The 16,651-nt window shown below is 32.4% G+C and carries 16 protein-coding genes; 4 read left to right on the plus strand and 12 right to left on the minus strand.

Translation table 11 applies throughout. The annotated features are described in order from the left end of the window. Positions 1-20: 20 nt before the first annotated feature. Entirely contained in the window at positions 21-635 is a 615-nt protein-coding gene (locus LY08_RS06540) for a thioredoxin family protein (RefSeq protein ID WP_111659651.1), read from the plus strand. Here LY08_RS06540 and LY08_RS06545 read toward each other — a convergent pair whose 3' ends face one another. From LY08_RS06545 to LY08_RS06565, 6 genes are all read right to left on the minus strand, one after another. Further along, on the minus strand, positions 636-1,358 hold the full coding sequence (locus LY08_RS06545; protein ID WP_245907562.1) for an energy transducer TonB family protein: 723 nt from the start codon (positions 1,356-1,358) through the stop codon (positions 636-638). 78 nt (positions 1,359-1,436) lie between these two features. Further along, positions 1,437-2,132, minus strand: a complete 696-nt coding sequence (truB, locus tag LY08_RS06550; protein ID WP_111659652.1) for a tRNA pseudouridine(55) synthase TruB — start codon at positions 2,130-2,132, stop codon at positions 1,437-1,439. 4 nt (positions 2,133-2,136) lie between these two features. After that, positions 2,137-2,931: an undecaprenyl-diphosphate phosphatase gene (locus tag LY08_RS06555; RefSeq protein WP_111659653.1), complete on the minus strand. Its 795-nt coding sequence runs from the start codon at positions 2,929-2,931 to the stop codon at positions 2,137-2,139. An 87-nt stretch (positions 2,932-3,018) separates the two neighbouring features. After that, positions 3,019-3,279 (minus strand): DUF3098 domain-containing protein, encoded by a 261-nt coding sequence (locus LY08_RS06560; RefSeq protein WP_262510025.1) that lies wholly within the window; start codon positions 3,277-3,279, stop codon positions 3,019-3,021. A gap of 41 nt (positions 3,280-3,320) precedes the next feature. Continuing rightward, positions 3,321-3,464, minus strand: coding sequence for a hypothetical protein (locus tag LY08_RS13510; protein ID WP_158526727.1), 144 nt, complete (start codon positions 3,462-3,464; stop codon positions 3,321-3,323). Between the two features lie 152 nt (positions 3,465-3,616). Further along, the gene (locus tag LY08_RS06565) at positions 3,617-4,492 is read right to left on the minus strand and encodes a cell division protein FtsX (protein WP_111659654.1); all 876 of its coding nucleotides are present in this window, start codon (positions 4,490-4,492) and stop codon (positions 3,617-3,619) included. Positions 4,493-4,621: 129 nt separating this feature from the next. Here LY08_RS06565 and leuS point away from each other — a divergent pair, with 129 nt between their 5' ends. Continuing rightward, positions 4,622-7,507, plus strand: a complete 2,886-nt coding sequence (gene leuS, locus LY08_RS06570) for a leucine--tRNA ligase (RefSeq protein WP_111659655.1) — start codon at positions 4,622-4,624, stop codon at positions 7,505-7,507. Between the two features lie 49 nt (positions 7,508-7,556). Then, on the plus strand, positions 7,557-7,859 hold the full coding sequence (locus LY08_RS06575; RefSeq protein WP_111659656.1) for a DUF6370 family protein: 303 nt from the start codon (positions 7,557-7,559) through the stop codon (positions 7,857-7,859). Between the two features lie 24 nt (positions 7,860-7,883). On the opposite strand, the gene LY08_RS06580 is transcribed toward LY08_RS06575, so the two are convergent. Next, positions 7,884-9,254, minus strand: coding sequence for a TlpA family protein disulfide reductase (locus tag LY08_RS06580; RefSeq protein WP_111659657.1), 1,371 nt, complete (start codon positions 9,252-9,254; stop codon positions 7,884-7,886). A gap of 33 nt (positions 9,255-9,287) precedes the next feature. After that, positions 9,288-12,650, minus strand: a complete 3,363-nt coding sequence (mfd, locus tag LY08_RS06585; RefSeq protein WP_111659658.1) for a transcription-repair coupling factor — start codon at positions 12,648-12,650, stop codon at positions 9,288-9,290. A 274-nt stretch (positions 12,651-12,924) separates the two neighbouring features. Between mfd and LY08_RS06590 the strand changes: the two genes are divergently transcribed. Continuing rightward, positions 12,925-13,356: a tellurite resistance TerB family protein gene (locus LY08_RS06590; RefSeq protein WP_111659901.1), complete on the plus strand. Its 432-nt coding sequence runs from the start codon at positions 12,925-12,927 to the stop codon at positions 13,354-13,356. Between the two features lie 50 nt (positions 13,357-13,406). Here the strand turns inward: LY08_RS06590 and LY08_RS06595 are convergent, their stop codons facing one another. From LY08_RS06595 to LY08_RS06610, 4 genes are read right to left on the minus strand one after another with little or no spacing between them, the layout of a single operon-like run. Continuing rightward, a complete protein-coding gene (locus LY08_RS06595; protein ID WP_111659659.1) occupies positions 13,407-14,930 on the minus strand; it encodes an ATP-binding protein in 1,524 nt (507 codons plus the stop codon). Then, entirely contained in the window at positions 14,930-15,436 is a 507-nt protein-coding gene (locus tag LY08_RS06600) for a Rab family GTPase (protein ID WP_111659660.1), read from the minus strand. Before LY08_RS06600 ends, LY08_RS06595 begins: the two co-directional genes overlap by 1 nt. Next, positions 15,423-16,241 carry a cell envelope biogenesis protein OmpA gene (locus tag LY08_RS06605; RefSeq protein ID WP_111659661.1) on the minus strand — a complete coding sequence of 273 codons (819 nt, stop codon included), beginning with the start codon at positions 16,239-16,241 and terminating at the stop codon, positions 15,423-15,425. Before LY08_RS06605 ends, LY08_RS06600 begins: the two co-directional genes overlap by 14 nt. Before the next feature lie 15 nt (positions 16,242-16,256). Beyond that, positions 16,257-16,613 carry a fructose 1,6-bisphosphatase gene (locus LY08_RS06610; RefSeq protein ID WP_111659662.1) on the minus strand — a complete coding sequence of 119 codons (357 nt, stop codon included), beginning with the start codon at positions 16,611-16,613 and terminating at the stop codon, positions 16,257-16,259. Positions 16,614-16,651: the final 38 nt, after the last annotated feature.

The following is a 16,651-nucleotide window of genomic DNA, read 5'->3' on the forward strand; positions in this document are numbered from 1 at the left end:
AGTTACTGTATTTTTGTATTATGGAAACAATCACAGACACTACAATCAAGCAAATTATTAAAGATAGCTTAGCAAATAGCATGAGTTATCAAGAATACAGAGATTTGGTTTCTACTTTAGTAAACAAACAGTCTAATACAGGACCTGAGGTTACAGAAGCGCTAACAAATTACACCAAGCTAAATGATAGACGTATGAAACGTTGGGATAAAACGGTTAAGATAGATGAAGGACTTAAATCTAATATTAAAAATAAATCAATTAATCAAACCTGGTTAGTCATAACCGAAAGTTGGTGTGGTGATGCTGCACACGTTTTACCTGTAATTAATAAACTAGCCGAACTAAATGAAGGTATTGATTATCGTGTAGTTTTAAGAGATGAAAATGAAGCCTTAATGGACCAGTTTTTAACTAATGGATCTAGATCTATTGCTAAGCTTATACTAATAGATAATGCAACAAACAATGTGGTTGCAACTTATGGCCCAAGACCAAGTACAGCAACAACTTTAGTAAATAATTATAAAGTAAAACACGGTAGTTTAACACCAGAATTTAAAGAAGAATTACAACAATGGTATAACAAAGATAAAGGGCAAACTACAATTGCAGATATAGTTACCTTATTATAATCACTTCCCTTTAAACACAAAAGTAATAGAACCTAGTTGTTCCTTTTTTGTTGATGCATTAAATTTAGCCTCTTTAGCATAGTCCAATGCGTGTTCTTGTAAACAGGCATTGTCTGAAGTTGATGCATTATTAATATAAGCAGACGTGACATTACCATTAGCATCAACTAATATATTGACCACTATTTTTCCTTGTGCTTCACACAAATAAATAGGAATTGGTAAATGGTTATCTGTACGACCTTTTAAAGAATAGTAGATAGTACTATTAGTATTTGCAACATTGCTTTGTTTTGCGCTCTGGTTATTAGAGCGTTTAGACAAAATCTCGTTAACGCTATTAAAACTGGTTAACGTTTCTTCAGAGATTGCAGAATTGCCCTCACTTTTTTTGGAAGTTTTATCGCTTTCAATACTATTTTTATAAGTCTCTAATTTAGGATTTGTGTACTCTTTTGGTGGTGCAATAGGCTTGTAAGCTTGTGCGTAATGCTTATAGTTTTCTGTAGTATTATAAGCTTTGTTGGTAGCTTTTGTGTGGTTTTTTTGCTGAAGGTCTTCTTTTAAATCCTCAGTTTTAATATCCACTTTTTCAATCTCATAAAAAGTTTCAGCAATAGCAGATTCCATTTTAAAAACAGTCACATTTAATACAGACAATATCAATGTACCAGTAATTAAAAAAGTGATAGCTAGCGCTTTGTGAGAGTTGTTAAAGTTCATTAATTGCGAAATGAAATAATAATAGGTTTGGGTTTATTAGTGTAATATATACGTTTATAAAACGCAAATAGACGTGGTTTAGTTCTTTTTTGGGAGATTTTTAATAAAATCGTCTATAGAAAGTGCATTTTTAACATCAAAATCACCAATTTTTGTGCGACGTAACGCAGACAAATGTCCACCAGATTGAAGTGCTTTACCAAAATCATTAGCTAAAGAGCGTATATAGGTCCCTTTGCTACAGACTACTCTAAATTCAATATTTAGGTCACTGATGTTTGTAATTTCAAATTCCTGAATGGTTATTGATCTCGATTTAATGTCTACATCTTCACCCGCTCTTGCAAATTCGTATAACCGTTTTCCGTCTTTTTTAATTGCAGAAAACACAGGTGGAAATTGCTCTATTTCTCCTATAAATTGTTTTGTAGTTTTGTGGATTAGATCTTCTGTGATGTGAGCAGTCTCAAAGGTTTCATTTATCTCAGTTTCTAAATCAAAAGAAGGTGTTGTGCTACCTATAACTATGGTTCCTGTATATTCTTTAATTTGACCTTGAAAGGTGTCAATTTGCTTGGTCATTTTACCTGTACAAATCACTAATAAACCAGTTGCTAATGGGTCTAAAGTACCAGCGTGACCCACTTTAATTTTTTTAATATTAAAGGCTTGTCTAATTTCCCAACGCAGTTTATTAACCACTTGAAAAGACGTCCAATGTAATGGTTTGTCAATAAGTAAAACTTGTCCAGATTGATAGTCTTCTACAGTCATTTATTTAGCTTAAAAACGAAACAACAATAGCAATCACACCAACAATAGCGCAGTAAATAGCAAAATAGCTCAATTTACTTTTTTTAACTAGACTTATCATCCAAGTACACGCAAATAAACCAGCAATAAAGGCTGCTATAAAACCAGCAGATAAGGCAGTGATATTTTGACTTTCAAAACTTAAATCGCCTCCTAAAATATCTTTAGCAATTTTACCAAAAATTAAAGGCACAACCATTAAAAACGAAAAGCGCGCAGCTTTGGTTTTGTCATTACCTAATAATACAGAGGTTGATATGGTAGCTCCACTTCTAGAAATACCAGGAAGCATTGCTATAGCTTGAGCAATACCAATAATAAAGGCGTTACTAAACGATACTTTTTTATTGGTGTTTTTAGCTTTATCTGCAAAAAATAATAAGATAGCAGTTACAATTAGCATACAACCAACCAATAATATGTTTCCGCCAAATAGCTGTTCTAATTGTTCTTCAAAGAAAAAACCAACTAAAGCAGCAGGAATCATGGAGATAACAATTTTAGTGACAAATTTGGTGTCTTCATTCCATGTAAATGATAAAAACCCTGTTATAATTTCAACAATATCTTTTCTAAAAATAACCAAGGTACTTAAAGCAGTAGCAAAGTGCAATACTACTGTAAAAAGCAAGCTTTCTTCTGGGATACTTTGGTCGCCTAAAATAGCTTTACCTAATTCTAAATGACCACTTGAAGACACAGGAAGAAACTCGGTTAATCCTTGTACAATACCTAAAATAATAGAATCGAAAATATCCATGTTGGCAAAAGTATTAAAATACTATGACCAATCGATAATTTGAAGTTGAAATTTATGCTTCAATATACAAAGCACGTAAAATAAGAATTAATCTTTTTTTGGCTTAGATAAGATAGCATACACCTGTATACCAAAGCCAATAATAACTAAAGCAGGAGCTAATCTAATACGTCTCCAACTAAAAATAGCATCACTAAACACATTTGGGTCGTCACTTCCACCTCCAGACATGAGGATAAAACCTAAAGCAATAAAACCTAAACCAATAAACATAAATTTGTAATTGTGCTTACCAAAAAGAGGTTCGGTAATTACTGTTGGCTTGTTATTTTTTTTGCTATTTCCCAAAGTGATAATTGTTAATTTGTGACAAATTTAAACTTTTTAAATTAATCATAAATTGTTTTAGCATTATGTTTTTTAATCGTCACTTTTTCGGCTTGTGCGACTTTATGTTCAAATTTTGGTGCAGTGGTTGCTAAGTAAGCAACTATAGCAACTAGACCTATTAATACAAATGTTACTCGTTTCATAATCATTAGTTTTAGATTAATTAAACAATTAAAGTATTAGTTGGTCAGTAGCATTTTATTTTTTTGGTTAAGTAAATATAACGTGCTAAGGTGTGAAGTATTGTTAAGGGTTTAGTTAAAAGCTGTTAAATGTTTAGCCTTAAAAAATAAGCTTAATACAATTGATCTGTCTTTAAGTTTAAAAAGCGTTGTGTAGCAATATGTGTACTTATCCACGTAATGACAATACCCAGAATAAACACCAATAAAAACAAACCACCAATTAACAATGGACTTTGGCGAAGCTGTAATTCTGGAAACGCTTGATCGATATAGTACACAATAAATCCTAAAGCTATTATAGCTAAAATGGCTCCAATAACACCTAATTTAATGCTTTTCCAAACAAAAGGTTTACGTATAAAGCGCTTTGTGGCACCAACCATTTGCATGGTTTTAATGGTAAAACGTTTAGCATACACCGATAATCTAATAGAACTATTAATTAATAACACAGCAATTAATGTAAAAATGGCACTTAATAACAGTACCCAAAAGCTAATTTTTTTAACGCGACTATTCATTAAAGACACCAGGTCTTTATCGTATTTAACCTCTTCTACAAAGCTTTTTTCAGAGACTGAAGCAGCTAATTCTTCTAATTTTTCAGAAGTCAAATAGTCCGCTTTAAGGTTAACATCAATGTTATTCCATAACGGATTAAATCCTAAAAACTCCATAAAATCGTCACCATTTTCTTCTTTCATGGACTCTGCAGCTTGTTCTTTACTTACATAGGTGGTAGATTTTACATAATCTGCTAATGCTAGACTCTTTTCTAACTGTTTTACTTCAACATCTTTAGCGCTATCTTTTAAGTAAATAGTAACTGTTACTTGTTCTTTAAATAAATCGGCAACCTTTTTTGCGTTCAGCATTAAAAGTCCTAATATACCTAGTAAAAACAGGACTAAAGCAATACTTATTACTACCGAAAAGTAAGACGAAATTAATCTGCGTTTTTGATATCTTTCAAAAGAAGAGCTCATAAATTGATGTTAGTTTATTAGGTAAAAATATAAAAGAAAACGGTTTCCTTCAGAAATACAACGTTTAAACTTTCAACAATCTTATAATAAGTTTAAATTTGTGACTTTATTAAGCAGAATAACACAAAAATGCAATACCATTTTAACGACATAGAAGCCAAGTGGCAAAAATATTGGGCAGAAAACCAAACGTTTAAAGCCTCTAATAACAGTGACAAACCTAAATATTATGTTTTAGACATGTTTCCTTATCCTTCCGGAGCAGGATTGCATGTTGGTCATCCATTAGGTTATATTGCTAGCGATATTTATGCACGTTATAAGCGACATAAAGGGTTTAATGTGTTGCATCCGCAAGGTTATGATAGTTTTGGTTTGCCAGCAGAGCAGTACGCTATTCAAACTGGTCAGCATCCAGCAATAACTACAGAAACTAATATTAAAACGTACAGAAGACAACTGGATCAAATAGGTTTTTCTTTTGATTGGTCTAGAGAAGTACGTACCTCAAGTCCAGAGTATTACAAATGGACACAATGGATTTTTATACAATTATTCGAGTCGTATTACTGCTTTAACGATAATAAAGCAAAACATATAAAAGAGTTAATATATGTTTTTAAAGTTAACGGAAATAAAGACGCTAACGTTGCATGTGATGATAACGTAGAAGAGTTTACTGCTGAAGAATGGAATAGTTTTTCTGAAGACAAACAACAAGACATATTACTACAATATAGACTAACGTATTTAGCTGAAACCGAAGTCAATTGGTGTCCTGCATTAGGAACTGTTTTAGCAAATGACGAGATTGTAAACGGAGTCTCAGAACGTGGTGGACATCCAGTAATTCGCAAAAAAATGACCCAATGGAGTATGCGTATTTCTGCCTATGCAGAACGTTTATTACAAGGTTTAGATACTATAGATTGGACAGATTCACTTAAAGAAAGTCAACGTAACTGGATTGGAAAATCGGTTGGTGCTTCTGTGACTTTCAATGTTATGCCTTCTGTCTCGTCGAGCGCAGTCGAGACGTCTCATCAAATAGAAGTCTTCACTACAAGACCAGATACCATTTTTGGAGTAAGTTTTATGACTCTAGCTCCAGAACACGAGCTAGTCCAAAAAATTACAACACTAGAACAAAAAGCTGAGGTTGACGCCTATATAGAAGCTACAGCAAAACGAAGCGAACGCGACCGTATGGCAGATGTAAAAACCATTTCTGGAGCCTTTACAGGTGCTTATGCAGAACATCCATTTAGTAAAGAACCTATCCCAATTTGGATTGGCGATTACGTATTAGCTGGTTATGGTACAGGAGCAGTCATGTCAGTCCCTTGTGGTGACCAACGCGATTACGATTTTGCAAAGCACTTTAATATTCCTATTCCTAATATTTTTGAAGGTGTGGATATTAGCGAAGAAGCGTATACCTCTAAAGACAATGTTACTATTACAAATAGCGATTTCCTAAACGGAATGAACTACAAAAAAGCAACTAAACGTGCTATTTTCGAGCTGGAGCAATTAGGACAAGGACAAGGAAAAATTAACTACAGATTGCGTGATGCTGTATTCTCGCGTCAACGCTATTGGGGAGAACCATTTCCTGTATATTATGTAGACGGAAAACCACAAATGATAGATGTACAACATTTGCCAATCACGCTTCCAGAAGTAGAAAAATATTTACCAACCGAAACTGGCGAGCCACCTTTAGGACGTGCAGACATTTGGGCTTGGGACACAAAAAATAATAAAGTAGTTTCAAACGATCTTGTCATTCCGACAGAAGTAGGTACGACAGACGAGGAATCTCATAACGGAATTTACCCACTGGAACTTAACACAATGCCTGGTTGGGCTGGAAGCTCGTGGTATTTTTTCCGTTATATGGAAGAAAAAGCCAATAGAGGTGAAGCTTTTGCAAGCCAAGACGCGCTTAACTATTGGGAAAACGTAGACTTGTATATTGGTGGAAGTGAGCACGCAACGGGACATTTGTTATATTCTAGATTTTGGGTCAAGTTTTTAAAAGATAGAGAATTTGTTTCTGTAGACGAACCTTTTAAAAAGTTGATTAACCAAGGGATGATATTGGGGACTAGTGCTTTTGTTTATCGTGAAGAAGGAACTAATACCTACTTATCTCAAGGGTTAATTGAAGGTAAAAATGTGTTACCAATTCACGTTAAAGTTCAATATGTAAATGCTTCAGATGAATTAGATATAGAAGGATTGAAAAATGATGATGAGTTTGGAGAAGATTTTAATAATGCCGAATTCATTTTAGAAGATGGCGTTTACAAAGTAGGTCGCGAAGTCGAAAAAATGTCCAAATCCAAATACAACGTCGTAAATCCAGATGCTATTTGCGAGCAATATGGCGCAGACAGTTTACGTCTTTACGAAATGTTTTTAGGACCTTTAGAGCAGGCTAAACCTTGGAATACTGCTGGTATTACTGGTGTGCATGGTTTCCTTAAAAAATTATGGAAGTTATATGTTGGTGACGAAGGACTAAAAGTCAATGACACCAAACCAACAAAAGATAACTTAAAAACGTTACATAAAACCATAAAAAAAGTAGAAGAGGACATCGAGAATTTCTCGTTTAATACCTCTGTCTCTACTTTTATGATTGCAGTAAACGAGCTAACAGCACAAAAATGTACAAGTAAAGAGGTGCTAGAACCTTTATTGGTTTTATTATCGCCTTATGCACCACATATCGCTGAAGAGTTATACAGTCTTTTAGGTAATACAGAATCCATTTCTACTGCATCGTTCCCTAAATTTGATGCTAGTCATTTGGTAGAAAGTAGTAAGAATTATCCAATTTCATTTAATGGTAAAATGCGTTTTACGCTAGAGTTACCAATGGATATGAGTAAAGAAGAGATTGAAAAAACAGTGATGGCTCACGAGAAAACTATTGCACAATTAGAAGGTCGTACACCTAAAAAAGTTATTGTGGTACCTGGTAAAATTGTAAATATTGTTGGCTAACGTCATTTCTAGGAACAAAGCAATCTCATTAATTAAAAACGATTACATCATGAAAAACACAACATTAATTTTAGTCATATTATTATTCCTATCCTGTAATAATAAAGAAAAAACAAAAGTTGTAGAAATGTCTTGTGGTCAATGTCAATTTGGCTTAAATACTCAAGATGGTTGTGATTTAGCTGTACGTTTAAATGATAAAGCCTATTTTGTTGATGGTGCAGATATTGATGACTATGGAGATGCACATGATGAACACACAGGATTTTGTGAAGTCATTAGAAAAGCTGAAGTAACAGGTAAGGTGGAAGGTGATAGGTTTAAAGTTACTTCAGTAAAAATGTTAGATTAAAAATATTAGGTGCTGTTGCACAAATTATTCTTTATCAATCTTTGCTTTTTCAACTTCCTTTTTAGGCTTAGGTAATGTTTTAAAATAGCTTTTAAACGCATTAAAGTCGTAAGGTTTTTTAATAATTTTTTTGTCTTTATTCAAAACAAAATAACTTGGTGTCGATTTTACATTGTAGTTGTCACCAATTGGGTTATCCCATTTGCCTTCACCAAACACATGATAAAACTCAGGGAATTTATAGGTCATGTCTTTCCATCTGTATCGGTCTTCGTCTAAAGCTATAGCTATAACTTTTAATTGTCCTTTGTCAAGTGTTTTAACCAGTTTATGTAGTTCTGGGACCTCTTCTAAACAATGTGAGCAAGTCGTACTCCAAAACACCACTAAGTAGTGATTAGCTTCATCTAATTGGTGTAATTTTTTGACAGTAGCTTCACCTTCTTTATCAAATATAACGATTTCAAAATCTTGTCCAATAGCACCAACTGATGCATTTTTAAAATAAGTTAATTCTTTAATTAACTCGGTGTCTTTATTAGCTTTAGCAATAGCCATTAAATGTGCATCTACTATATGATTTGCAACTGGCTCAATTTCTTCTACAGCAAATTGATTCCATAAAATTTCTAATAAAATGCGCTTTACTTTTGGGTTGTTTCCTATTGCTTTTACTACAGTATTAATATTATTAATGTAAGAAGTGTTAGCGTTGTCATTATCTATAAAATTAAACACATAATTTAATGTTGCTTCTATTAAAAAATTTGAATTTTGAAGTACTGGGTTTCCAAAATTAATATGTTTAAAATAGGCTTTTTTAGCATTAGCAGTAAACGTTTTAGCGTCTATATATTCTTGAGGAATGTAAGGCTGACTTGCTGTTATAAAATTTAATACCAATTTACCTTCTGCAGCTTTTTCAAATTCTGATTGAGAGGTTTTAAGAATGTCTATAATCTTTTTAAAATCGTTTGGGTCTTTTTGGCTTTTACTATAAAAAGAGTTTAAACTTTGACCAATCATAGACATACTGTTATTGTAGGACATCCATAATTTATTTTCTTCTGAAGTCACAAAATCTAAACCGTTATCTAGGTCAAAAGTTAATTCGATATCTTCATTATTATATAAAAAATCAAAGTTATACTCGTCTTGCGGTTGGGCATAAACTATACGATAAGTTCCTGGTGCTTGAGTTTTTTTAAGCTCGAAAGTAAAACGTCCCTCTTCATCTATGTCTGCATTGTCAACAAAAATGGAAGTATCTGCTGTGACTTGGTATAAAAAAGCAAATTTAAATTGATCAGCTGGAGAAAATGTCCCTTTTATGGTGTGTTGAGCCCATAAAAAATTAGGGATTATCGCGATTAAAAAAAGTATTTTTTTAAACATTATGTTATGGTTTTTTCTTTAATTTTTCAAAAACTATTCCAAAATTGGTTGTAAAGCATTTAATGCTTGTTTTACCGTCTTAATGTGATCAAAGGTAAGCAATAAACGTAAACCGTTTCTAGTTTGTTTTTCTTTCATTCTACAAGATTGTGGATGTGTTTGCACATATTGTAACAGCTTAGTAAAATTAGGGCTTTGATAAAAACTACTTTGTTGATCGTTTATAAAATAGCCTATTAACTTGCCTTTTTTCATAATAACTTTTTCTATCCCAAGTTTAGTAGCTATCCATTTAACACGTACGCTATTTATTAAATCGACTACTTGTATTGGTAGTTCTCCAAAACGATCTACTAATTGTGTTTCAAACTCTGCTAATTCTGCTTCCGTTTTAAAGTTATTAAGTTGTGTGTACAGATTTAATCGCTCGGTTATATTATTAACATAATCATCTGGGAATAATAGCTCAAAGTCTGTATCAATAGTTATGTCCTTAACGTATTGTTTGTTTTCAATAGGTTCGTTATACAGGTCTTTAAATTCGTTTTCTTTAAGCTCTTCAATTGCTTCGTTTAAGATTTTTTGGTAGGTATCAAAACCAATATCATTAATAAATCCACTTTGCTCACCACCCAATAAATCTCCAGCACCACGTATTTCTAAATCCTTCATAGCAATATTAAAACCGCTTCCAAGCTCTGTAAACTGCTCTAAAGCTTGAATACGTTTTCTGGCATCGTTTGTCATTGCAGAATATTCTGGAGTTATAAAATAACAAAATGCCTTTTTATTGCTTCGTCCTACACGACCTCGCATTTGATGCAAATCACTTAACCCAAAATTATTGGCATTATTTATAAAAATGGTATTGGCATTTGGCACATCTAAACCACTTTCTACAATAGTTGTACTGACTAAAACGTCAAAAGCACCATTCATAAAACCTAGCATTAATTCTTCTAGTTTTTTTCCTTCTAACTGTCCATGACCAATCCCAATTTTAGCATCCGGAACCAATCTCTGAATTAATCCTGCGACCTCCCGAATGTTTTCTATACGATTATGGATAAAAAATATTTGACCACCACGTTCAATCTCGTAACTAACAGCATCTCTAATAGCTTCTTCATTAAACCTAATAACATGACTCTCTATTGGATAACGGTTTGGAGGAGGAGTTGTTATTACAGATAAATCTCGTGCTGCCATCAAACTAAATTGTAAGGTTCTAGGAATAGGCGTAGCGGTTAAGGTTAATACATCTACGTTATCTTTTAGAGTTTTTAGTTTTTCTTTTACAGCAACACCAAATTTTTGTTCTTCGTCAACTATTAATAATCCTAAATCTTTAAACTTAACATTTTTATTGACCAGCTGGTGTGTTCCGATAATAATATCTACGTGACCTTTTTCAAGTTTTTCTAAGGTTTCTCGTTTTTGTTTGGCAGTTCTAAAACGGTTTACATAGTCAACAGTTACCGGAAAATCTTTTAATCGCTCTGTAAATGTTTTATGATGCTGAAACGCTAAAATAGTTGTAGGTACCAAAACAGCCACTTGTTTGCCATTATCTACCGCTTTAAACGCTGCACGAATAGCTACTTCTGTTTTACCAAAACCTACATCACCACATATTAAACGATCCATTGGACGCTCGCTTTCCATATCTGCTTTAATGTCTGCAGTTGCTGTGATTTGATCTGGAGTGTCTTCATATAAAAAAGAGGCTTCCAGCTCGTGTTGCAAATAGCTATCTGGTTTGTATTGGTAGCCTTTTTCTAATTTGCGTTTAGCATACAATTTAATAAGGTTAAACGCAACTTGTTTAACTCTAGATTTAGTCTTTGCTTTAAGAGTTTTCCATGCTTTACTTCCTAGTTTATAGATTTTAGGAGGTTTACCATCTTTACCATTAAACTTGGTAATTTTATGCAAAGAGTGGATGCTTAAGTACAATACATCACGCTCTCCATACACCAATTTTATGGCTTCTTGTTTTTTGCCTTCTACGTCTATTTTTTGAAGTCCACCAAACTTACCAATCCCATGATCAATGTGTGTAACATAATCTCCAATATCAAGATTAGTCAGCTCTTTTAAAGTGATTGCTTGTTTTTTGGCGTATCCATTTTTTAGATGAAATTTATGATAGCGCTCAAAAATTTGGTGGTCTGTATAGACTGCAATTTTATTATCATGGTCAATAAATCCTTGGTATAACGACAAGGTTACTGTTTGGTAATGCACATTTTGTTCTATACTTTGACTGCGCTCTGCACTGGCATCGTCAAAAATATCATGAAAACGTTTAGCTTGTTGCTCGCTTACACAGGCTATATAATTAGTGTAACCGTTATTATGATTACTATTAAGATTATCGATTAATAAATTAAACTGCTTGTTAAACGCAGGTTGTGGTGTGGTGTTATTCTGAATAGTTTGTGTTGGACTAAATACAGACGAAGCACCAAATTCTACAATACTAAAGTCTAATAATTGTTTTTTTAATTCTTTTGAATTACAAAATAACTCTGCAGGTTCTGCATGTTTGATATCTGTTGAAAGTTTGCCAAAAGCTTCGACAGCTTTACTATAAAAATCATCAATTCTATCAAAGGTTAAATCGAAGTTTTTACCAAAAACGACTGTTTTTTGTGCAATGTATTTAAGGAAGCTTTGTCTGGACTCGTCCAGAAATTTATTAGCCACATTTGGGATGACACTAATTTTTTTGATTTTTTCTGTAGAGAGTTGCGTCTCGACATCAAAGGTACGTATGCTATCCACTTCATCTCCAAAAAACTCGATACGGTAAGGCTCATCATGAGAGAATGAAAAGACATCTACAATACCTCCACGTACAGAGAATTCTCCAGGTTCTGTGACAAAATCGACACGTTTAAATTTATATTCAAATAAAACTTCGTTTACAAAATCTATGGATAAACTATCATTAACAGTAATTTTTAAGGTATTGCGTTCTAGCTCTTTTCTGGTAACGACTTTTTCAAAAAGCGCATCAGGATATGTAACGATTATTGCTGGCTTTTTACGGGAGTTTATTCGGTTTAACACCTCTGCGCGTAAAAGAACATTGGCATTATCAGTTTCTTCTATTTGGTAAGGTCTACGATAACTACCTGGATAAAATAATACATCTGTTTTATTAATGAGTTGCTCTAAATCGTTGAGGTAAAAAGCAGCTTCTTCTTTATCATTAAAAATAAGTAAAAATGGTAGGTCTGATTGTTTAAACGTTTGTGTAATTATGTAGGATAATGAAGAGCCTACTAAACCTTTTAAGTGTGTTTTATTTAAACTTTGGCCAATAGCAGTTTGCAGTTTTTGCACTTGCAAAGACTGTAAGTAGGTTTGCGAGATTACTGTTTTACTCACTTAACTTTTAATTTTGTGCAAATATAAGTTATAGAATTGAGAATAGTTAATTTTAAAAACCACTATATGACAGTCCTTGTGTAAAGGATGGCATGGTTTGTTTTAGTTCTTTTAAAGGAGAACCCTGACAGGGCTAAGTATAAACTTTCTTGAAAGCTTGTTGTTTTATACCTTATTGAAATGGTGTAAAATAAACGCCCAAAAAAAGAAACTTTTAATTTTAAAAGGTGTTGGGTTTAACTATATTTGTAGTGTAAAAATTAAACAAAAAAGTATGTCATTTTCAGATTTATTCGATAGTGGATTTAAAAAGCGTAACGAGGATCATTTTGCTGCAATTGTACGTGTGGCAATGAGTGATGGTGTGATAACAGATGAAGAACGCGCCTTTTTAGACCGTTTAGCACGTAATTTAGATATTAGTGAAGGCGAGTATAAACAAATTTTAAAAGATTATAAAGAGCATCCAATAAACCCTCCAACATCTTATGACCAACGTTTAGAGCGATTATATGATTTGGCACGTATGGTATGGGCAGATCATATAGAAGGTGAAAAGCAAGTGGCTATTTTAGAGCGTTTGTGTGTTGGGCTTGGTTTTAAGTCTAGTAATGCTAAATATGTAACACATAAAGCGTTAGAGTTGGTGCACGAAGGTGTTGATTTAGATACTTTTGCTGAAGAGATTAAAACAATGAACAGATAATAATCTGAAATCATTACAAAAAAACCGAACTTTTTTAAGTTCGGTTTTTTTTATTTTAAATATTCTTCGATTTTAGACATAAGAGCTTGTTCATCAAACGGTTTTTTAATCACATCGTTAATTCCCGCTTTTTTATAACGTCTTAAATCGTCTTTAAATATACGAGCTGTTAGTGCTATAACTGGGACACGTTTGTGCTCTCGCTCTGGCATTTTTCTAATTAATTGGGTAATTTCATCACCATAAGCATCTGGTAATTTTATATCCATTAAGACCAAGTCAAACTCTGAGTTTTCTATACGTGGTACTACATCTTCTCCCTTAGTGACTATATCTAAAAAATAATTACCCTTAGACGCTAATACTTTTAATATTGATAATTGAGTAATTTCTGAATCCTCTACCAATAAAATATTATATTTTTTATCCGATACTGGTTTAGAGCTTGTCTCTTTTACTACAGGTTTGATTGAAGCATAGCTTGGATCTACTTTAAAATTTATATTTGTAGAAAATGTACTGCCTTCACCTACTTTTGAAGCGACGCTTATTTTACTATGTGTTAGTCCTACTAAAAACTTTGAAATTGCTAATCCTAAACCTGCTCCTTGATATGTTTGTGGGCTGTTTAGTTGTGTAAAACTTGTAAATATGTCCTCTTGTTTGTCCTCTGGTATACCTATACCAGTATCTTTTACTTGAAAATGAATGCTTGCTTTTTGTGCCCTGATTTGGTTTAATGAGACATTAAACTCTACACCTCCAACTTCTGTAAATTTTATTGCATTTTCTAACAGGTTACTTAATACCTGTCGTAATCGTAACGCGTCTCCACCTACAATTTCTGGAAGGTTGGAATTAAAATCTGAAGAAAAGGTTAAGCCTTTTTGCTGAGCTTTTACCTCAAATACATTTTTAATATCTTCTAATAAGCTTCTTAAGTTAAAAGGCTCTATAACTAGCTCTAGTTTACCAGCTTCAATTTTTGAAATATCTAAAATGTCTTCAATTAACTGTTTTAAGTAATAGGAAGAAGAGTCCATAACTTTTAAATAGTTAAGTTGCTCTTCATTTAAATTGGTTTTTTTCAGGATATCAGAAAACGTTAAAATACCTGTTAGAGGGTCGCGTAATTCGTGACTAAAATTAGCTATAAAAGCATTTTTAAAGGCTTCTTTTTCTTGAAGGTATTCGTTTTTAAGCTCTAAAATTTGAGAATTTATTACCGATTCGTTTCTAACTTGAGCAGTTGTTTGATAGTTATTGTAATGTAATGTCAGGTCTGAGATTATAACTAATGGTAACTTTTTGTTATCAAAGGTTTTTACAATAATATCTGTTATAATAGTTTCGTTTTCAGGATTAGTAAGGTGTATACAAGAGAAAATATGTGTTTTATTAGTGTCTTGTAGCGCTTCATCAATACTTTCAAAAAAAGGATGTATTGTAGATAGATTTTTGCCAACTAAATCTGGAAAAATAATATCATCAGACTCTTTAATTGTACCCTCACGGTCTACAATAATATATTGATTTACGGATTGAGAATGGGTTTTTTTGTATTGGTCTAACATTATTTTTTTGCCTCTTTAAGTAGCGTTTGAGCTAAGTTATAAAAAACTTCCTCAACATTTTTTCCTGATTTAGCACTTGTATAAAAATCAACAAATCGTCCAAAAACGTCTTTATTTTGCTTAATAAAATCGTTTGTTACTAAATCTTTTTTATTGCCAATAATTTTCATTGGAATATTTGGATAGCGTTCTTTAATATAATTGAGGTCAAACTCTAGATTCTCGTATGTTGTTGGTCTGGTCATATCAAATACATATAAAAAACCACTAGTTCCAATAAGGTAAGAGGGTCTAGTATTGGTAATATCATCATTACCTTCTAAATCCCAAATAACCAAAGTAATATCGTCATTAGTTTTAGGAATTGTAATTTCTTTTTTTAAGACATGAACACCTATGGTTACTTTATAGTCTTCGCTAAACGTGTTTTCGACAAATCGTCTAATTAAAGACGATTTACCAACACCAAAGTGTCCAATTAAAACTATTTTTTTAGATATTTTCATTTTCAAAGTAGGCTTTTAATTTAGTGCTAAAGGTATCACTATTATTTAAATCGGTTTTGTTAATTATATTTTGAGCAAAGTCTAATAATTTATCTTCTAATCGGCTTCTAAAAGTTGCAGTAAATGCGCCAGATACTGCGACAGCAATATAGTAATTTGAAAAGTTTTGTAAATGAATATGATAATTTTCATACTCTATATACTCTAAATTTTGAGCTTCTGTAGTAAAGGCGTCTTCTGCAAAGCTTTTAATAGCAGTTAGCATTCCAGCAACAGTATCTTGGTCTAAGTTTTGGGTTTTTGAGTATTCTGACACAATAATACCAGAACCACTCTCAATTACCATAATTTGCTCAATCTTAGGTTTTAGTTGTTCTTGTAATATTAAATCTGCTTCTGAAACGCCTGTTTTTTTAGACTTAAATTTTCTGAAAAGGCTTTCAAAAGAAAAAGAATTATTAACTTTTTTGTTAATATTTTCAGAGAGTATTTGTATTTCTTTTTGGATGTATTTTTTAATCATTTTACCCATAATTGGGTATAATGCTTCAACTACAGCGTCTTGAGAGTTTTTAATTTCTGCTTTTAATGTCTCAGTAATAGTTGGACCCAAAGTTTTGGGCATTTCTTTAATAAACTCGTCTAGCTTTTCTTCTAGAATTGGGTCTATATGTTTAGATAAATTATTTTGCTTATTAATTAGATCTTCAAGCTTTTTTAGCTTATGCTCTATAGATAAGGCATATTCATGTTCATCTTTTAATAAGATGTCTTTTAAAATTTTTAATTTATCTTCTTGATTCATGTGCGAGTCAAGTTATTACTGACTTATTTTTTCGCCCAATTTTGTTAAGAGATCACCTAGAAGTTTACGGTCTACTTTTTTGTTGTCTAAAGCTTCAGCTTTATCCTCAAAAGTGTTTTCTAATTCAGTTATTCTAATATTGATATCAGTACTTAAATTGTCGATATTTTGAAGTAATTCAGACTTGACTTCGTCTACAAGAGCTTCTAGTTCTTGTTTTTTTGCAAGAATGTCTTTTTTTAGTGTTTCAAACTCACTATCGTAAGCTTGCATATTTTCACCAAAAATAAGCTGCTTTATCGCATCAATTTTAGATGCTGCTTCCGCTGTATTTTGCGTAGATTCCTCGTTAGTTTTATTTGCTTTTGCCATGTAGGATAATTTATTTTCAAAAATAGCAAAAAAATAGA

Origin of the sequence: Olleya aquimaris (assembly GCF_003259525.1) — a bacterium.
GTDB lineage: Bacteria > Bacteroidota > Bacteroidia > Flavobacteriales > Flavobacteriaceae > Olleya > Olleya aquimaris.

What these genes read in the sequence shown, in the direction of transcription:
- LY08_RS06565 (WP_111659654.1), bottom strand. Translation starts at nt 4,492, where the DNA reads ATGAGCTCTTCTTTTGAAAGATATCAAAAACGCAGATTAATTTCGTCT.
- leuS (WP_111659655.1), top strand. Translation starts at nt 4,622, where the DNA reads ATGCAATACCATTTTAACGACATAGAAGCCAAGTGGCAAAAATATTGG.
- LY08_RS06580 (WP_111659657.1), bottom strand. Translation starts at nt 9,254, where the DNA reads ATGTTTAAAAAAATACTTTTTTTAATCGCGATAATCCCTAATTTTTTA.
- LY08_RS06555 (WP_111659653.1), bottom strand. Translation starts at nt 2,931, where the DNA reads ATGGATATTTTCGATTCTATTATTTTAGGTATTGTACAAGGATTAACC.
- truB (WP_111659652.1), bottom strand. Translation starts at nt 2,132, where the DNA reads ATGACTGTAGAAGACTATCAATCTGGACAAGTTTTACTTATTGACAAA.
- LY08_RS06575 (WP_111659656.1), top strand. Translation starts at nt 7,557, where the DNA reads ATGAAAAACACAACATTAATTTTAGTCATATTATTATTCCTATCCTGT.
- LY08_RS06590 (WP_111659901.1), top strand. Translation starts at nt 12,925, where the DNA reads ATGTCATTTTCAGATTTATTCGATAGTGGATTTAAAAAGCGTAACGAG.
- LY08_RS06605 (WP_111659661.1), bottom strand. Translation starts at nt 16,241, where the DNA reads ATGAATCAAGAAGATAAATTAAAAATTTTAAAAGACATCTTATTAAAA.
- LY08_RS13510 (WP_158526727.1), bottom strand. Translation starts at nt 3,464, where the DNA reads ATGAAACGAGTAACATTTGTATTAATAGGTCTAGTTGCTATAGTTGCT.
- LY08_RS06610 (WP_111659662.1), bottom strand. Translation starts at nt 16,613, where the DNA reads ATGGCAAAAGCAAATAAAACTAACGAGGAATCTACGCAAAATACAGCG.
- LY08_RS06600 (WP_111659660.1), bottom strand. Translation starts at nt 15,436, where the DNA reads ATGAAAATATCTAAAAAAATAGTTTTAATTGGACACTTTGGTGTTGGT.
- LY08_RS06595 (WP_111659659.1), bottom strand. Translation starts at nt 14,930, where the DNA reads ATGTTAGACCAATACAAAAAAACCCATTCTCAATCCGTAAATCAATAT.
- LY08_RS06540 (WP_111659651.1), top strand. Translation starts at nt 21, where the DNA reads ATGGAAACAATCACAGACACTACAATCAAGCAAATTATTAAAGATAGC.
- LY08_RS06545 (WP_245907562.1), bottom strand. Translation starts at nt 1,358, where the DNA reads ATGAACTTTAACAACTCTCACAAAGCGCTAGCTATCACTTTTTTAATT.